Annotated in this window: 14 protein-coding genes; 4 read left to right on the forward strand and 10 right to left on the reverse strand. The window is 58.1% G+C overall.

What is annotated here, in order from left to right:
- Positions 1–9: 9 nt before the first annotated feature.
- From FJ951_RS10430 to FJ951_RS10465, 8 genes are read right to left on the reverse strand one after another with little or no spacing between them, the layout of a single operon-like run.
- Positions 10–1,596: a glycosyltransferase family 1 protein gene (locus FJ951_RS10430; protein ID WP_140514892.1), complete on the reverse strand. Its 1,587-nt coding sequence runs from the start codon at positions 1,594–1,596 to the stop codon at positions 10–12.
- Positions 1,597–1,629: 33 nt separating this feature from the next.
- The gene (locus FJ951_RS10435) at positions 1,630–2,676 is read right to left on the reverse strand and encodes a methyltransferase domain-containing protein (RefSeq protein ID WP_140514893.1); all 1,047 of its coding nucleotides are present in this window, start codon (positions 2,674–2,676) and stop codon (positions 1,630–1,632) included.
- Positions 2,673–3,899: an ABC transporter ATP-binding protein gene (locus FJ951_RS10440; RefSeq protein ID WP_140514895.1), complete on the reverse strand. Its 1,227-nt coding sequence runs from the start codon at positions 3,897–3,899 to the stop codon at positions 2,673–2,675. Before FJ951_RS10440 ends, FJ951_RS10435 begins: the two co-directional genes overlap by 4 nt.
- Positions 3,900–3,902: 3 nt before the next feature.
- Positions 3,903–4,688 (reverse strand): ABC transporter permease, encoded by a 786-nt coding sequence (locus tag FJ951_RS10445; RefSeq protein WP_140514897.1) that lies wholly within the window; start codon positions 4,686–4,688, stop codon positions 3,903–3,905.
- Between the two features lie 29 nt (positions 4,689–4,717).
- On the reverse strand, positions 4,718–5,659 hold the full coding sequence (locus FJ951_RS10450; protein WP_246671700.1) for a GDP-mannose 4,6-dehydratase: 942 nt from the start codon (positions 5,657–5,659) through the stop codon (positions 4,718–4,720).
- A 34-nt stretch (positions 5,660–5,693) separates the two neighbouring features.
- On the reverse strand, positions 5,694–6,683 hold the full coding sequence (gmd, locus tag FJ951_RS10455; protein ID WP_140514900.1) for a GDP-mannose 4,6-dehydratase: 990 nt from the start codon (positions 6,681–6,683) through the stop codon (positions 5,694–5,696).
- 56 nt (positions 6,684–6,739) lie between these two features.
- Positions 6,740–8,155, reverse strand: a complete 1,416-nt coding sequence (locus FJ951_RS10460; protein ID WP_140514901.1) for a mannose-1-phosphate guanylyltransferase/mannose-6-phosphate isomerase — start codon at positions 8,153–8,155, stop codon at positions 6,740–6,742.
- Complete coding sequence (locus FJ951_RS10465) at positions 8,152–9,585, reverse strand: phosphomannomutase (protein WP_140514903.1); 1,434 nt, start codon at positions 9,583–9,585, stop codon at positions 8,152–8,154. Before FJ951_RS10465 ends, FJ951_RS10460 begins: the two co-directional genes overlap by 4 nt.
- 542 nt (positions 9,586–10,127) lie before the next feature.
- Here FJ951_RS10465 and FJ951_RS10470 point away from each other — a divergent pair.
- Positions 10,128–12,110, forward strand: coding sequence for a nucleoside-diphosphate sugar epimerase/dehydratase (locus tag FJ951_RS10470; protein ID WP_181165146.1), 1,983 nt, complete (start codon positions 10,128–10,130; stop codon positions 12,108–12,110).
- Positions 12,111–12,329: 219 nt separating this feature from the next.
- Positions 12,330–12,869, forward strand: a complete 540-nt coding sequence (locus FJ951_RS10475; RefSeq protein WP_140494844.1) for a sugar transferase — start codon at positions 12,330–12,332, stop codon at positions 12,867–12,869.
- Here the strand turns inward: FJ951_RS10475 and FJ951_RS10480 are convergent.
- Positions 12,857–13,804, reverse strand: a complete 948-nt coding sequence (locus tag FJ951_RS10480; RefSeq protein ID WP_140514905.1) for an NAD-dependent epimerase/dehydratase family protein — start codon at positions 13,802–13,804, stop codon at positions 12,857–12,859. The genes FJ951_RS10475 and FJ951_RS10480 overlap by 13 nt on opposite strands.
- A 17-nt stretch (positions 13,805–13,821) precedes the next feature.
- Positions 13,822–15,099, reverse strand: a complete 1,278-nt coding sequence (locus FJ951_RS10485) for an O-antigen ligase (RefSeq protein ID WP_140514968.1) — start codon at positions 15,097–15,099, stop codon at positions 13,822–13,824.
- Between the two features lie 483 nt (positions 15,100–15,582).
- On the opposite strand from FJ951_RS10485, the gene cysD reads away from it, so the two are divergent.
- Positions 15,583–16,488, forward strand: a complete 906-nt coding sequence (cysD, locus tag FJ951_RS10490) for a sulfate adenylyltransferase subunit CysD (protein ID WP_140494839.1) — start codon at positions 15,583–15,585, stop codon at positions 16,486–16,488.
- A 2-nt stretch (positions 16,489–16,490) separates the two neighbouring features.
- Complete coding sequence (cysN, locus tag FJ951_RS10495; RefSeq protein ID WP_181172223.1) at positions 16,491–18,428, forward strand: sulfate adenylyltransferase subunit CysN; 1,938 nt, start codon at positions 16,491–16,493, stop codon at positions 18,426–18,428.
- The last annotated feature ends 7 nt before the right edge of the window (positions 18,429–18,435 follow it).

The following is an 18,435-nucleotide window of genomic DNA, read 5'->3' on the forward strand; positions in this document are numbered from 1 at the left end:
CCTTGGATACTATCGAATATTGAAATCATTAATCGACGTGGTATCCGAAGTATGAAGCATGTGTCGAACGATCGGCGTCGTAAATTCGTCCCAAGTATAAGGCTTGTAGCTGACCTTAATTTGGTCAATTTTGGTCTCTAGAGAATTTTTGTCAAACATATACTTTTCAATCGCCTCAATCCACCCAATTCCGTCAAGCGTATCGATATGATCTGCAAGCCCTTGGCCGGCCTCTTCTATGGACGACCCTTTTGATGCAATACACGGCTTTCCAAAAGCTAGGCTCTCAGCCACGGTCATGCCGAAACCCTCGTAGTGAGAGGGAAAGATTGTAAATGCGCAATTTGTGTACAGCCAACGCAACTGGTCATCGCTAACATTGTCGAAATGGACGATATGACGCCCGTCGATGGCCGGATCCTGAGAGATTTTCCTCATGAGACTCTCGGTGTCCCAACCCTGCTTGCCGGCAAAAACGAGAGGAAATAGCTTGGCGCCGTGCTTCAGTGCCAGGCGCCGCCACAAATGGTACGCGAAGTCATGGTTTTTCCGCGACTCAATCGTACTAACAAAGAGTACAAACCTCCCCGGCTCGATTCTCTGTGAGCCAAAAATGCGTGGATATTCAACCAAATCAGAGGTTGCCTCGTGCACAAACCGCGCGGGCCCTAGTCTGCAAATCTGTGCTTTGCTGACTGGAATCGGAGGGTAGCCACATGCATCAGCATACCGTCGGAGATCGTAAGCCGTGCTGTCGGAGATGCAGAAGAAATGGTCGCAAGCCCAAAGCAGATAGTGGAGGCACGCGGCAAAATTCTGGGCGGCTCCGGATTCCGAGAACTGGCGAACCACAATCGGAATGAGATCGAACAAAAGCAGACTTACTTGAATATTTTTCTGTGACTTTATTTTCCAAAGCCATTTCGCCTTGCTTCCCTCCCAGAAAACTCCGGGCAATAGTATCGCGCGGATGGTATCCATCGGTACCGGCAATGAGCCGGGCGGAGGAGCGCTGTGAACCAAGGTCATGCGAAGGCCGGCAAGGGGTGCCTTCAGGTCGACAGTAGGACCAGAGGTCCAGAATTTGGCTAATCTACCCAACGTGTCAAAATCAATTTCGTCATGATGGTCGGCCACGTATTGCTTAGCCCGTGTTGCTCCTTTGAGGCGCCAGTTGTTGAAGCCAAGGGTTCGTCCAACCATATAATTTGCGAACAACAACCCGGCCATGAAAGTTTTGGCGTAAGATTTAGCGGAAGAAGAATCGTGATCCAAATTCTGTTCGCTTGGAGTGTCTCTGCCGGATGTCGACGAACTGCCCGAAGAGGCCGAGTTCGTGATCATCTGTATGACGGTTTCTTGCGGTATTTGGCTATATTCTTGAGTTTCGTCGGAAAAATAGCCAAAAATGACATTCTCCGGAGACTCGGATAGGAAATGTCTCGCCACCTCATGTTCGCATCGAATTATACCGACTGGAGGAGAAGACCGGTGACGCCAGCTGGTGCTGAGATCAACAAGAATGCGGCTCCGCGAAGGTGAAGTGGAGGCGGGTTTGGAGTTGGTCGTTGCAGATTTTGACATAACGGCTGTCACGAAGTCGATCCTGAGGTTTTCAGTGGGCTATTCCTATTTGGCGGACGTAGAAAACAAAGCCGATGCCCACCTAAATAATTTTTGAAGAATCGTGGATTCAATTCTAGAAAGTTTCGTTTGAAGTAGGGAAATTTCGGTGTGGTTCATCTCTATTTGTTGCGTAAGAAAGGCGATAGTGCCTCGAAATTCCGCGGTGTCCTTTTGAGTCGAATTCAACTGCGCGGTGAGGGATGCGATCAACTGATGGAGCTGGTCGATTTGGGGCAATATTTGTGATCTAACCGTACTACGGTTGCTGGCAATTTCGTTGTCAGCAGAGTGAAGCCAGCCTTTTATTTTCGCCATATCGTTAGGCGCTTGCTGCGAGGCGACCTGTACGAAGTCGCCAAGTAATTCTATTTCTTTATTCGACTCCCCATTTTGCTTTCTTGCTAGGCATGCGTAATCTCGCGCCATGTCGAACATAACATGGATGCCACGCTCGATCGGCCCCGCTTCGATCATCGGCTCACCGTTCAGCCTCAGGATCGCGGTTTCCGGGAACCCAGCCTGCTCCACCAGAAATTCCAAAAGACTCGGGGGCAGGGGGCTCTTATGCGTCGGATCGAGATGGAAGGTGTGCGCGCCGACCGAGACATTTTCTGGATTGGGGGTTTCCAGAATAAGCAGACCGTCCTTCGCCATCACCCGGTGGCATTCATCGAGCAACTCGATCAGATATTCCGTCGGCACATGCTCAACCATATGGAAGGCCGAAATGACGATCGCGCTATCGTCTGGTTGTCCTTTTAGATAGTCTATAGCGTCGTGTAGTTCGATCTTTAGCCCATGTTCAAATGCCTCTCGCGCCATGCCTCTGTTCAAGTCCACGCCCGCGGCGTTAAAGCCAGCTTCCGTAAGTATTTCGAGCCATTCACCACGCCCGCAGCCAAGATCAATCGCTAGATTCGGCCCTTCGCCCTGTCGTGGCACCTGTGCTAGCAAGGGTAGGTAAATCCTGAGCCGGTCCTTGACGAGCTCCCTTGAACCGCGGAAACGGTCTTCGAAGGCCTTGTACAGATCATCGAAGCTCTTTTTCATCTGACGATGTCGAACGCGTGTTGGAGGCGGCTCGTCCCAACAAAGAACGGACGGTCTAAATTGATGACGTCGAAAACTTCGACATTTTCGATCCAGTCGAAATTGTTATCGATGTGAACGTCTCCTGTATGGAGCGAAACGGAAAGCCCGTAGGAACCCTGGCCAAGAGCGCAGACAAGGCGCAGATTGCAGTCGATCTTGTCGCCGGCTGCAATGCTTGAAAGCACCTGGCCTGTATGCCAGGTGTTGGTCCCCCAAACAGTGTGGCCGCCGCGGTCTTTTAGCATAAACCCTATGACAAGTTCCGGAATATCCTCTTTCGCGACTATCCGCAGTCGAATTGTCATGTCTTGTCCTGAAACGGCGGCCTTGATCGGCTCCCCACTTTCCCCGTCAATCAGCGCGACCGATTCCACCGCGGCCGCCTTGGTTCCGCTCCTGCTGTAGAGCCAATTGTCCTTTTCCCGCCGCTGCTCGATGGTCAGCTTCGCGTTCTCCTTGGTTGCGATCAAAGCGTTGTAATAGTCGACGACTTCGTCGGGTGGCCCGTCCTTTAGCACCTGGCCCTTGTCCAGCAAAATCACCCGATCGCACAATGATCTGACATCACCCAAGCCGTGGGTAACCAGAATGATCGAGGTGCCCGCCGCCCTGAAGCTTCGTATCCGGTCGAAGCTCTTATGCTGGAAATAGCTGTCGCCAACCGAAAGCACCTCGTCGACGATCAGCACTTCCGGTCGCTCCGCGGTGGCTAGCGCAAAGGCCAGGCGCGCCTGCATGCCGCTCGAATAGGTTCGCAGCGGCTGGTCGAAGAAGTCACCGATCTCGGCAAAGTCCTCAATATGCGGCATGAGTTCGGCTAGGCGCACTTGCGAAAGGCCCATTAATCCGCCGGCATGATAGGCGTTCTGCCGCCCGGTAAACTCGGGGTTGAAGCCGAGCCCGAGTTCAAGGATGGCGCTGATGCGGCCACCAACACTTGTGGTGCCTTCGGTCGGCCGCACCGTCCCAGTGATCAGCTTCAGAAGCGTGCTCTTGCCGGCACCGTTCTGACCGATCAGGCCGAGTGCCTCTCCGGCCGCCAGGGAAAAGGAAATGTCCCTTACCGGCCAGAATTCCTCGGTTGGCTTGATTGGCGCGCCGAACCACGCCGCAAACCTTTCCAGGTTGCTTGCATAGTTTGCATAGCGCTTCGACAGATGGCTGACGGAAAGCAGGGTCATGATTTATAGCACGTCGACCAGTTCGGGGCTTGCACGCCGAAAGAAGATCATAGCGAAGGCCATACTCACAAATCCCAGAACCGCCGGCATGATGAGGCCTTCAGGACTTGGCCATTTGTTGAACAGCAGTGCGTCCTGATACAGCGCCACAATCGGGGTGATCGGGTTCAGCCGGAGTATAAAGCTGTATTCTTCCGGCAGTACGTTAGCCGGATACACGATCGGCGTCAGCCAGTACCAGAGCTGCAGCACTATCATCATAATCTGCGCAACATCTCGAATGAACACGTTCATCACGCCTAGGATCACGCCAAGGCCGAAGCCGATCGCCGCAATCAAGATGATCCCAATCGGCAGCAAGACCAAAGCACGGCCCGGAATATGCCCGAGGAAAATGAAGATGATAAAGAGCGCGATGAGCAGCAGCAGGTGATTGATCAGCGCCGTGCCCCCGACGATCACGGGAAGGCACAAACGCGGAAAGGCAATCTTCTTCATCACGGGCGCCTGCTCGATGAAGACGGTCATGCTGCGCATGAGAATCTCGCTGAACAGCGTCCATGCGGCCATGCCCGACAGGAGATAGATCGGGTAGGCGGCGGGACTGTCTGTGTCCGGAAGCCGTGCCTTGAGAACTTCCGAGAGAACGATCGAGAAGATGACTGCCTGCGCAAGCGGGTGAAGGATGAACCACAGGCCGCCCAGGCGCGACCGCACGAAACGCCCTTTTAGGTCGCCTCTGATGGAGGACATGATGAAATGGCGGTACTGCCATAGGCTTCGGAACATGTGATCAATCCTTTGCGCGCGTCTCGCAGTCAACGCGCGCTACATATCCGGTGCCAATACCCCAAAACGTCGCTGAGTGTCTGCTCGAATGGCACTAGAGGACTCCAATTCAGCTTGTCGCGTGCCTTTGAGGCATCACCCCATGCCGAGGAGATATCGTTTGGGCGAAATTTTTCGGGGTCTGTATGCACTTCGATATCGATGCCTGCCTGTGCGACAAGCATATCCAATATGTCGTGGATTCTTCGGGGCTGCCCGGATGCGATGTTGTAGACATGGTCCGGTCCGTCATCCAAATCCATCGTCGCGGCGCTCGCATAGGCGCGCACCACGTCGCGAACATCGAGGAAGTCGCGCTCGGCTTCAAGATTGCCGACATGAATGACCGGCTTGTTCTTGCCCGATATGATCTCTGCAATTTGGCGTGCGAAGGCGGAGACAACGTAGGCATCGGACTGGCCCGGGCCGGTATGGTTGAACGGGCGAAAGCGGATGGCGCGCAGGCCGTCATAGGCCATTTGACCGATCATCAGATCTGCTGCTGCCTTGGTAGCGCCATAGATCGTCATTGGCCGAAGCGGGGCACTCTCCGTCACCGGGCCGCGGGCGCTTTGGAAGGAAGCGCCGTACGCTTCCGAGCTGCCAACGTAAACGAACCGTGCCTGTGGCGCGTGGCGCATCACGGAATCGGCAAGATTCATCGTGCCTGTAACATTGACGTTCCAGGCATGTCGCGGCGCATTGCGTGCATCGGAAGGGGCGGCGACTGCTGCCAGATGGATAAGCGCGGTGGGCTGTACCTTCTGGACGGCCGTGTCGACCGCGTCCTGGTCCAGCAGATCGATCGGGTTTTGCCCTTCGCCGTGACCAAAAGCAAAAACCTCGCAGGAACCGTGCTCCCGCTCCAGCAACTGCAAGAGTGTCGTGCCGACGAACCCACTGGCCCCGGTTATCAGGATGCGATGCGTCAACGTGCCGATCATGTTGGCAAAGAGGGCTTTCCGATTACCCGCGGCTCGGCGGGTTGGTAAGGCGGTCGAGGTCCGCGTCCACCATTTCGCAGATCATTGCTTCCAGCGAGGTCGTCGCCTCCCATCCCAGCTTCTGCTTTGCCTTGGCGGGATTTCCGAGCAGAATTTCGACTTCGGCCGGTCTGAATAGGTCGGGATCGATCACAAGATGGTCATCCATCTTGAGCCCAACATGGTCGAATGCGATACGGCACATGTCGCGCACAGTTGTCGTCCTGCCTGTCGCGACCACGTAATCGTCCGGCTGGTCCTGCTGTACCATCAGCCACATGGCGCGGACATAGTCCTTGGAATGACCCCAGTCACGCTTGGCGTCGATGTTGCCGAGACGCAATTCCTTTGCCATGCCTTTCTTGATGCGCGCGACCGCATCCGTGACTTTGCGGGTGACGAACTCGATGCCGCGAAGCGGAGATTCATGATTGAACAGGATGCCGCTTGAGGCATGCAGGCCGAAACTTTCGCGATAATTGACCGTAATCCAGTGACCATAGAGCTTCGCCACCGCATAAGGGGAACGGGGGTAGAAAGGTGTGGTTTCCGATTGCATCGGCTCCTGGATAAGGCCGTACATTTCCGAGGATGATGCCTGATAGAAACGGGCCTCCGGCGATTCCAGGCGGATTGCCTCAAGAACATTGGTCACGCCTATGCCGGTAACGTTGCCCGTCAGGATCGGCTGCTGCCACGATGACTTGACGAAAGACTGGGCGGCAAGATTGTAGACTTCATCCGGCTTCACATCGCGCATTGTTCTAACCAGACCGGACAAATCCGTGAGGTTTCCGTCCACGATCCGAACGTCTTTCTCGATGCCGAGCCACTTCAGGCGCGTGGTGTTCACATCGGCAGTGCTTGAACGCCGTGCAAGTCCGTGAACCTCATACCCTTTGGCAAGCAGAAGCTCCGCCAGGTAGGCGCCGTCCTGCCCGGTGATGCCGGTAATCAAAGCTGTCTTTTTCATCGATGTTCTCGGTTTATCCGGTGATTGGTCGCCCAGCACCGTGAGCCAATGGATTGTCAGGCGCGGCCGTATACGTCGTCAAAACGCACGATATCGTCCTCGCCGAGATAATCGCCGCTTTGCACTTCAATGATCACCAGGTCAATCCGGCCCGGGTTCTCCAGCCTGTGTTTATGACCGCAGGGGATGTAGGTCGACTCGTTTGTCGCCAGGAACAGCTCCTGGTCGCCGTTGACTATTTTCGCGGACCCGCTGACCACGACCCAGTGCTCGGAGCGATGGTAGTGCATTTGCAGGCTCAAACGTCTGCCGGGTTTCACCTCGATGCGTTTGATTTTGAAGCGCTCGCCTTCCTCCAGAACCGTATAGGTGCCCCACGGTCTATGTACGGTGCTGTGGACCAAATGTGCCTCATGCCCGGAAGCCTTGAGGCCCTCGAACAACTTCTTGACGTCCTGAACGCGATCGCGGGAGGCGACAAGCAATGCGTCGGGAGAATCCACGATCACCAGATCGCTGACCCCGACCGTGCCGATGACGCGCTTGTCGGAACTTACATAGCTGCCGGTGGTGTCGACCATATGAACATCGCCGCGCAGCCTGTTGCCGCTTTCGTCAGGAGCGATCAAATCGGCCATTGCGTTCCAAGATCCGATGTCGTTCCAACCCATGTCGCAAGGAACCACGGCAAGATTGTTCGCCTTCTCCATAACCGCATGATCGAGAGAGATACGCGGAGCGGAGCCAAAATGCTCGGGCGCGAGTTCGATTTTGGCAAAGCCTTCGCCTTGACTGAATCGGCCGTTCTCATAACTGTCGGAAACCGCCTGGATCACTTCGGGGCAATGCAAAGCCATCTCGTCGAGCATGCGTTGCGCGCTGAAGCAGAATATCCCCGCGTTCCAGAAGAAGCGTTTGGAGGCGACATAGGCCTTGGCTGTGTCGAGATCCGGTTTTTCAACGAAACGGACGACTTTCTCACCATCGGCTTCGATGTAGCCGAATGCCGTGTCCGGTCTGGTCGGGCTGATGCCCAATGTGGCAATCCGCCCCAGTTTTGCGTATTCGATGGCCCGGCCCATAACGTCTAGAAACGCAGGCAAGTTGCCAATCATGTGATCGGCCGGGAAGACGCATAGAATCGCATCAGGGCCCTGCGTTGCCTTGGTATGGACAGTGGCTGCCGCCACGGCAGCGGCCGTATCCCGGCCTTCCGGCTCGAGCAGAAACGTACGTGGCAACACAACCGAATCCAGTTCGTCGAAGTCGTCCTTCGTGAGGAAAAGGTGGTCCCCGGACGTTACAGCCACGAGTTCCACCACGCCCTCAATCGACGCGGCGCGCAGCACTGTGTGCTGAATAAGCGAATGCCCGTCCGCCACTTTAAGAAAAGGCTTGGGGTGCGATTGCCTTGAGGCAGGCCATAGTCGCGATCCGGCTCCACCGCTGATGATGACGGGAACCACTTTCATGAAATGACCTCTGCTTCGTTTGTGGATGCGATTGCCCGCGCCCTGTCGAGCGTCAGCGCCACAATCGCTCTCGCTCTGCCTGGGTCTGCTGCCTCCGAATAACAGCGAAGTTCAGGCGCGTTGCCGGACGGCCGCAGATGGATGATCTCGCCAGTCAGCATTTGTGTCCTTAGGCCGTCGGTCTCGTCAACTTCAGCAACAGTCCCGAACGGGGCCAGAAACCGCTGCAGTGCAGGCCGATCCGCGAGCCGACGCATCAAGCTGCGCGAACTCTCCACTGGAAAATTCTCAAGGCGTTCGCTTGCACAGGCCGGAAGATTCCACAACGCGCGCAGACCTGACAGCGATTTTCTTGTCGATGCGACCATCCCGAGGACAGCCAGGATGGGGAGCAGTGAATCCCGTGTCGGCAATGCCGTCAATGTCTTGCCGTGTAGCGAACAGTCCGACCCCAAGAGAACGCCACCATTGGCTTCAAAGCCCACAACGATTTTCCCGGGGTGGTGTGAGGCTTCCATGGCTTCGACGACGAAAGGAGATCCGACCTTCGTTCTCAGAACCGTAAAACCGAAGGCTTTCGAAATACCTGAATTGGAAGTCACGGGCGTCACCACGATGTCAGCCCGCAGGAACAGAGCCGTGGCGAGGCCGATCAGGTCGCCGCGAAACAGGTCACCATTCTCGTCGGCAATCAGTGGCCGATCAGCATCGGCATCGGTCGACACGATGGCGTCGAGGTGGAATTCTCGCGCCCAACCCTTGAACTTTGCAATTGTGGTTTCGTCAACGGCTTCGGTATCGACGGGTACGAAGGTCTCCGATTTCCCGACAGGTGTCACATCTGCGCCAAAGGATCGGAGAACCTCCACCAGAAGATCCGCCGCGACCGAACTGTGCTGATAGACGCCGAGCCTCAGGCCCGAAAGGGACCCAGGCTCCAAGATGTCATCAGCGCGCGCGCGATAGGCGGCGATCGCATTGTCGTGATGCCCCGGCAAAGCCGTACCTATTGGCGGCGGGGGGCAATAGGCGTCTAGCCGTTCGGCAGCATAGTGTGCCATAGCGGCTTCATCGGCCTTGGTGATCTCGCCCCGCGGGCTATAGAACTTGATGCCATTGCGGTCCGCAGGGATGTGCGAACCCGTAACCATGAGCGCCGCTGCGTCATGCTGCCCGGCATACAACGCCAAGGCTGGCGTTGGAATGGCACCGCAATCGATCGGTTGAAACCCACTTGCCGCCAAGGCAGCCATGCAGTTGGCGGCGATCGTCGGACTGCTATCGCGCAAGTCGCGACCAACGAACACCTTGGCCTTCGATCGGACCCCATCGGCAACGAGACGCCAAGCGAAAGCCTCCGTATAAAGGCCGCTGGGTTTCCCGACTAATTCTGAAGCCAACCCTCGCAGGCCACTTGATCCAAACTTCATCACTTCGCTTTGGCTGGTAAAGGGAAGACCGTCATATTGCAGCAGACTTGGCTGTCAACCGCAAAATCGCTTCGGGCGGTTCACCTTTCCTTCCAGCTATCCACACTGCATTCCCAGCCGCGTCGACAGGGTGAGAGCCGTCTGGCGTCAAGGACCGAGCGATGGCCTCACGATCGCGCTGCCGGCATTCTCGAACCGCTTGATATCTGCGGAACCATAGGCCATAGGTCGAGAGCAGACCGCACCAGGGCAAAGAGTAGTCAAGGATTGACCTCTCCGGCCGACCCCTCTCTCTATCCTGAGTTGCTGTCGGACTCTAGGGCTCTTTGCAGTTGATGTGCAAGATCTTGATCAAACGGACTTTCTCTTCACCCGCCAACCTATGAAAAAATCTCTGGCGATGATTTCAAGTCCACGCTATGCGATACACGCGGCGGGGGCCGAAGATTTGGTACTAAAAAGAAGCCGCCGGTGACGGATGGTATTCGCTCTAGAGCCACTTTAGTATTGAAGTCTTCGCGCCTGGAGTTCAGTACCGTCCGATGAAATCCTATGTAGAAGCTGTACCCGGACTCCGGCCCACAATGCGTCGCGCCATCATCATGATTCAAGACATCGCCATGGTTTTGGTGGCGGTGGCGCTTAGCCTGACTTTATCGCAGTCGAGGCTGTCGTTCGAAGCGTTCTCTCCAGCGGGTTTCGCTTGCTGGGCGAGCATCATTATTCTTAGTCATCTGTTATTCAGATATTGCGGCCTCTACAATACTGTGTGGCGCTTCGCCTCGACGCCGGATTTCTTCAACATCCTGAAGGGCTGCGCAATACTGACCATCGTCCTTTACTGTGTTTCGCTTTTTGTTCGTTCCTTTCAGCCGGTGGCGGGCCTCAATGAGCGCCAGTTCATCGTCTTCTTCCTGGTTTCTTTCACGATCATCTCGGCGCCCCGGATTTTCTACCGGTTCTTTCGCGACGGCGCGAGCTGGCGCATTCTGAGTCGCGGCAAGGCTTCGACCAAGAGAGCGGTGTTTGTCGGCAAGCTGAGCGAGGCCGACGTAATCATCCGTTTCACGCGCACGACGCAGCCTGTAGAGTATTCAATTGCAGGGATTATGGCGATTGAGCACGGTGTTCCGCAGGGCACTCGGATCCAGGGCGTTCCCGTCGTGGCCACCCGCCCCCGCCTGATCGAGGTGCTGGAAGAATACGCCAAGGGTACGACAAGCCTGGACCTGCTGATTTTCGGCAGCGGCGCCGAACATGAGATCGAGGAGTATTCGGAGCTCGTCCGTGTTGCCCGGCAAGGCGACATAGCGGTGGTGCAGTTCTCGGGGCTTTCGCAGCTCGGCCAGGAGGGAAAGCTCGTTCTCGACGAGGTCGAGATGGAAACGATCCTGCGCCGCCCCACGGTTCCGTCCGACATCGAACGCATCGGGGCCTTCGTCGGCGGCAAGCGCGTCCTGGTCACCGGCGGCGCCGGTTCCATCGGCCGCACCCTGGTCAAGAGGTCACTGGAACTGGGCGCGGAGGCGGTGCTGGTTGCCGACAATTCCGAGTTCGGCATTTTCCAGTTGAGCCAATACGTCGAAGAGAAGGACCATGACCGCCTCAAGGTCCGCATTGTCGATGTCGCCGACCGGCGCCAGATGACGCGTGTCGTCACCGAGTTCAAGCCGGACATCGTTTTCCACGCCGCGGCACTGAAGCATGTGCCTTTGCTCGAGGAAAACTGGGATTCGGCCATCCAGACCAATGTCTTCGGAACGCTTGTCTGTGCCGAGGTTGCCGCCAAATGCGGCGTCAAGCAATTCGTGCTTGTTTCGAGCGACAAGGCCGTGGACCCGACATCCGTGCTGGGCCTGACGAAGCGGGCGGCCGAACAGATCGTCAGCGCCTTGCATGAAACGCCCGCCGGCGAGCCCGGCGCGCGGCGCCCCGCCACCAAGTTCATAGCCGTTCGGTTCGGCAATGTCTTTGGCAGCAATGGCTCGGTCGCAACCATATTCCAGGCGCAGATCGAGGCCGGAGGTCCGGTCACCATAACCGACCGGCGCATGACGCGCTATTTCATGACCGTGGCCGAAGCCGTCGACCTCGTCATCATGTCGGCTGCCGATGCCGCCTCGCGGAAAGCCGGCGACGACTACGCCGTCTACATGCTCGACATGGGCAAACCGGTGCCGATCCTCGAAGTTGCCGAGACGATGATCCGCATGTCCGGAAAAAGCCCATACACGGACATCCCCATTCGCTTCACCGGAATCCGGCCCGGTGAAAAACTCCATGAAACGTTGCATGGTGAGGATGAGGAGCTGGTCGAACTCGGCATTTCCAAGATTTTTGGCCTGAGCACCGATGTCGCGGAATGGTCCGATGTCCAGGCGGCGCTTGCGGCCCTGCAGCAATCCGTGAAGAGCCAGGACAAGGCATCCTCGCTCGCGGTGCTTGCAGGTCTTGACCATACCAAGAAGGTAAGAGGGGACGTGCCTGAGGCCGTGATCCCGAAAGCGGCCGGGCAGGCGAACTGATGCTTCAACAGACCCTGGCCTTCTTCGGCGCTTGAGCAATCTGCGCAAGAGCGGCATTTATCGGCGGACCTTCGGGACCCTGGGGCGCTGGCTGGCATTCCTCTGCGGGCGCATCCGAGCAGGCGAGGGGTCGAGCTTGGTCGAGCGATAGCCTCATGCTACGTCGAGCGGATTCGTATTTTCGTCTTTGGTTTTGGCAACGAGCACTATCGGCGGTTCATGAAGACAGCCAAGCAAATCTTCGATCTTGCCGGCGCGGCGCTGCTGCTGCTGGTCACGTCCCCAGTCCTGGCGCTCGCTGTCCTGGCTGTTCGTATATCGTCGCCCGGTCCGGCCATCTTTTCTCAAACGCGGGTTGGCCGCGATGGCGTGCTCTTTCGCTGTCACAAATTGCGCACGATGTATGTCGGCACGCCATCCTTGCCTTCGCACGAGGCGCCGGCGAATGCCGTGACGCCGGCCGGAAAGACCCTGCGGAAGTTCAAGCTCGATGAGCTGCCGCAGTTCTGGAATGTTCTGAAGGGCGAGATGAGCTTGGTCGGACCGCGTCCCTGTCTGCCGACGCAAACCGAGCTGATCGAGTGCCGCCGACGGCTGGGCGTTTCATCGGCGCTTCCCGGCATCACCGGCCTGGCTCAGGTCAAGGGCATCGACATGTCGGACCCGGCCCTATTGGCCGAAACCGATGCCGACTATCTCAAGGTCGCGTCGATCGGCCTTGATCTTCGCATCCTGCTTGCGACGATTTATCCAGGTTGAGCTTGCCTGCTGCGCGCCGCGATTTCGCTTAGACGATCAAGCGTCGCTGTTTCCGGCAGCCAGCCCTGCGAGACGAGCAGGGAAGGGTCGCATATCTGTGTCGCCGTCATGCTTTCCCAAAACGCCCGCTTGCCTAGCGCCACCGCGGCCATCCGCATCAGGCTGGCCGGTACGGCAGCCAGGCGCACCGGCCGCCCAAGTCCCTTACGGAAGGCGCTTACGACGGCTGCCACCGACACCGGAGGCACATCGCTGGCTATATAGGCAGGGCTAAGCGGCCCCGGATGAGCCAACAAATGCCGCACGGCTTGCGCCGCTGCGTCGGCCGACACCAGCGAGCGGGTTCCTGTCAGAATACCTGTCGGCAGCGGCAGGCCCGTACCGGCCAGGCGCATCAGCATTGCCAGATTGCCCTTCATGCCGCTTGCGTAGGCGGCAGGCAGGCGCAGCACGGCGGCGTCGGCGCGGCCGTGCGATGCATAGGCGTCCAGGACCCTGATCTCGCCTTCGCGTTTCGAGCGCCCGTAGGCGCATTGCGGATCGGGGACCGTATGCTCGTCGATCGTTGCGCTGACGCGGGCGCAGATCACGGCCCGAACCGATGACAGTTGGATGAAGCGTCCGCTTGCCTGCGTGGCAGCCGCATGCGCCAGCCGCGCGCTCAATTCCGCGTTGGCCGCTCGGTAGTCGGCTTCGGTGGCACCGCCGTGATCATTGTTCAGCCCGGCGCAATGAACGACGTCTGTAATGTCACGGGTGACGGCAAGGAAGTCCTTGGCCGGCGCATCGAAACGCGGCAAGCCAACGATGTCGCTGCCCGAAGCGAGCCTTTCTGGGTAGCGCGAGGCGAGGCGAACCTCCACCCCTGCCTCGCAAAGCCTTTGCACGACAAGGCGTCCGATGAAGCCCGATGCGCCTGTGACCAAGACCTTCATTGCCTTGCCCGGAGCCGCTATTGCGTGACTGGCGGAAGCGGCATCTCTTCCGGCAACGGGGCCTGACGTCCCGACGCAAGATAGGTCCCGGATACCAGGAAGACCATGAACACCGAATCCAGGATGTCTTGGCCGATCAGGATGCCTGTCATCCCAGCCGTCAGGTAGGTGATCACCATGACGACGACCATGGTGGCGCCAAAGCGCTCGATCGGGTCGGCGCTGTTGCGCAGGACCAGGGCGGCGTTTCTGCCGGCGACGACAAAGATCGCCGCCAAAGTCACGGCGCCCAGGATGCCCGCCTGTACCAATGCCGTCAGGAAACCATTGTGAAAATGATTGAAACCTGCCGTTTTCGCGAACAGGTCCTGGAAGCCCTGCCGGATCAAGAGCTGGTTGGCGCCCACTCCGTGTCCGAACAAGGGCATGTCGCGAAATGCCTTCAGGCCGATGTCCCAGAGGGCAACACGTATTCCAAGCGAGGTGTCGGAATTGCCGTGCGCCCCAAGCGCGTCCCAATCAGAGCGCAGAAAATCAAATCTGTCGGATATCGTATGGAATCCGATAGCGGCGACCGCGACGCCGATCGCCGCCATCAGAAGCAGCAGACGGACGGCATTCTTCCCTTTCAGCCAATGCTGGTTGATCAACAGCACGGCAATGCCGGAAATCAGCAGCGCCAGCCAGATGATACGCGTGCCGGAATAGATGATGGCGATCGTTCCGCCGAGCGCTGCGCAGATCAGCGCACTCTTGTGCCTTTCGATGCCCGACAGGGCACCGGCCACGCAGGCCATCACTGCAAGGCAGACGACCGTGGCGAACACGATCGCATTTCCCGCTCCGCCCTCCGCCCTCATCCCGATCCAATATTGCTGGATGATCGCCAACAGCAGCGCGACGAAACAGGCGGCCATGCTGCTGAGGATTATGATCCGGACAAGGGTTGTTTTCTGCGTAATGCTCCAGGTTGAATAGGAGAGGGGGAAAAACAGGAAGGTGACGAGCGGGATCAGATGCGGCGCATCCCTGACAATTGCGTTATTGGCGAGCGAAGCCAGGAGATTTGCCGCGCAATAGGCATAGATCGCGATCGTGAGCGCCATCATCGCCCGGTCGATGTTGAAGCGCCTCTTTTTCGAGGCGATCAAAAGAACCGACCACAGGCCGCCGCCGTTGAACACGAAGCTCACCACAGACCCCAGGACCGGTGGAAAAAAGAAGCAAGCGATGGAAAAATAGATATTGATCCGCGCGGGCGAGAACTGCCGTCTTATCGATGAAAGCTGGCTCAAGGGCGGCTCACCATTCTCGGACGCTTCACACGGCGGATTGTCTGACGGCGGCGAACATAGCCCTGCCGAAATTGCCCGTGTCGCATCGTGCATCTGCCCGCTTTCAGGGGCCGGTATAGCGGCTTGGGTCTTTTTCTGAAAGTGCATCAAGGCCGATTGCCACCGAAAATCGGTAGTCGCTGGCAGACGATCGGATTTGGGCGCGGCGAAGACTGCGTGCTTTTCATCAAGCAATTTTTTCCCCCGCATTTTCTCAGCCGCCGGCGTGACAAGCAGGAATTTCCGCATTTTGACGCATGGATGGAAAATTCATTCCCGAACCACTCCTTGCCAGGCGCGTCTTGCATTGTTCTGGGCAGCGGCGATCTGCTAGAACGCCCGCAAGAATAACATTGTCCAGAAGCAAGCTTGAACCGGGCGGGAAGCCCGATGATTTGATGCCAGGTCTTCTGTCGGAAGGCACGAGAGAACGCTAGACAGGCCATGACAACAGCGCTTACGCACCTGCAGCGGCTTGAGGCCGAGTCAATCCACATATTCCGTGAAGTCGCGGCCGCCTTCGCCAAGCCGGTCATGCTCTATTCCGTAGGCAAGGATTCGTCCGTGCTGATGCACCTGGCGATGAAGGCATTCTATCCCGCCAAGCCGCCCTTTCCGTTCCTTCATGTCGACACAACCTGGAAATTTCGCGAGATGATCGCCTTTCGCGATCAGATGGCGCAAAAACTCGGTTTCGATCTCCTGGTTCACGTCAACCAGGATGGCGTGCGCGACAACATCAATCCCTTCGATCATGGCTCGAACACGCACACCCATGTGATGAAGACCGTGGCGCTGCGCCAGGCGCTCGACAAATACGGTTTCGATGCCGCCTTTGGCGGCGCCCGCCGCGACGAGGAAAAATCGCGCGCCAAGGAGCGCATCTTTTCCTTCCGCAACGCCCAGCATGTCTGGGATCCGAAGAACCAGCGTCCCGAAATGTGGAAGATCTTCAACACCCGCATCGCCACGGGTGAATCGATCCGCGTCTTTCCGCTGTCCAACTGGACCGAGCTCGACATCTGGCAGTACATCCTGCAGGAGAACATCCCGATCGTGCCGCTCTATTTCGCCAAGCAGCGGCCGGTCGTGGAACGCGATGGCATGCTCATCCTCAAGGACGACGATCGCATGAAATTGCGCCCCGGTGAGGCGATCGAGAATCGGCTGGTGCGCTTCCGCACGCTCGGCTGCTACCCGCTGACCGGCGCCATCGAATCGGAAGCAGACACGCTGGAAGCTATCGTCGGCGAGATGCTGACCGCGCGCACCTCCGAACGGCAGGGCCGCCTGATCGACCGGGACGAAGCCGGCTCGATGGAAAAGAAGAAGCGCGAGGGGTATTTCTGACCATGCGCCACATCATGGCAAAGAGCCTCGCACCTACCGACGGCGTCCGCGATTATCTGGCGGCGCAGGAGAAGAAGTCGCTGCTGCGCTTCCTCACCTGCGGCTCCGTCGACGATGGCAAGTCGACGCTGATCGGCCGTCTGCTCTCCGACACCAAGCAGATTTTCGAGGACCAGCTTGCCGCGCTCGAACGCGATTCGCGCAAGCACGGCACGACCGGCGACGACATCGATTTCGCACTGCTGGTCGACGGTCTCGAAGCCGAGCGCGAGCAAGGCATCACCATCGACGTCGCCTATCGCTTCTTCGCCACGCCAAAGCGCAAATTCATTGTCGCCGACACGCCCGGCCACGAGCAGTACACGCGTAACATGGCGACCGGCGCGTCCACCGCCGACCTGGCAATCGTGCTGATCGATGCGCGGCAAGGCGTGCTGCGCCAGACCAGGCGCCACTCGATCATCGCCTCGCTGCTCGGCATCCGCCATATCGTGCTGGCCGTCAACAAGATCGATCTCGTCGATTTCGATAAGGCGGTCTTCGACCGGATCACGCAGGACTATCAGCAGTTTTCGCGCGATCTCGGCTTTGAGACCATCGTGCCGATCCCGATGTCGGCGCGCTACGGCGACAACGTCACCGGCCGCTCCGACAGGATGGAATGGTATTCCGGCCCGACGCTGATCGAACATCTCGAAACCGTTTCGGTCGACGAGGCCGCGGCCGAGTTACCGTTCCGTTTTCCGGTGCAGTACGTCAACCGCCCCAATCTCGATTTTCGCGGCTTCGCCGGAACGATCGCCTCGGGCGCGATCTCGCAAGGCGACGAGGTCGTCGTCGCCAAATCGGGCAAATCCTCCCGCGTCAGGCGCATCGTCGCGCAGGGTGGCGACCTCGCCCAGGCGGTTGCCGGCCAGGCCATCACGCTTGTCCTCGATGACGAGGTCGAGATTTCCCGGGGCAACATGCTGGTGGCGCCTGCGGCACGCCCGCAGGTCGCCGACCAGTTCGCCGCCAACATCGTCTGGTTCGACGAACATGCGCTGCTGCCGGGCCGCTCCTATATCCTGCGCACCGAGACCGACCAGACCAGCGCTACCGTCACCGACCTGAAATACCGGGTCAATGTCAATGACTTTGCCCGTGAAGCTGCCAAGTCGCTCGAGATGAACGAAGTGGGCATCTGCAACATCTCGACGCGCACGCCGATCGCTTTCGACACCTTCGCCGAGAACCGTACAACCGGCGCGTTCATCCTGATCGACCGCATCAGCAACGCCACGGTCGGCGCCGGCATGATCCTGCATTCGCTGCGCCGTGCCGAGAACATCCATTGGCAATCGCTCGATGTCGGCAAGCGGGTACGTGCCGACATCAAGAACCAGCGGCCCGCCGTGTTCTGGTTCACCGGGCTGTCGGGCTCGGGCAAATCGACCATCGCCAACCTGTTCGAGAAGAAGCTGTTTGCCTCCGGGCGCCATACCTACATTCTCGACGGCGACAATGTCCGCCACGGCCTCAACCGCGATCTCGGCTTTACCGACGCCGACCGCGTCGAAAACATCCGCCGCGTCGCCGAAGTGGCCCGCCTCATGGCCGATGCAGGGCTGATCGTCATCGTTTCCTTCATTTCGCCCTTCAGCGCCGAGCGGCGCATGGCCCGCGAATTGATGGCCGAAGGCGAGTTCGTCGAAGTGTTCGTCGACACGCCGTTCGAGGAATGCGCCAGGCGTGACCCGAAAGGCCTCTACGCCCGCGCGCTCAATGGCGAGATCAAGAATTTCACCGGTGTCGACTCGCCTTACGAAGCGCCGGAAAAACCGGAAATCCATCTGAAGACGCTCGGCAAATCGGCCGAGGAGATGGTAGATGCCCTGGAACACTGGCTGAACGAGCGTGACATTGCCGAAGACCAATACGACAATGGCGGCGGCATCTGACTACAGG

The sequence above is a fragment of the Mesorhizobium sp. B2-2-3 genome, assembly GCF_006442405.1.
GTDB lineage: Bacteria > Pseudomonadota > Alphaproteobacteria > Rhizobiales > Rhizobiaceae > Mesorhizobium.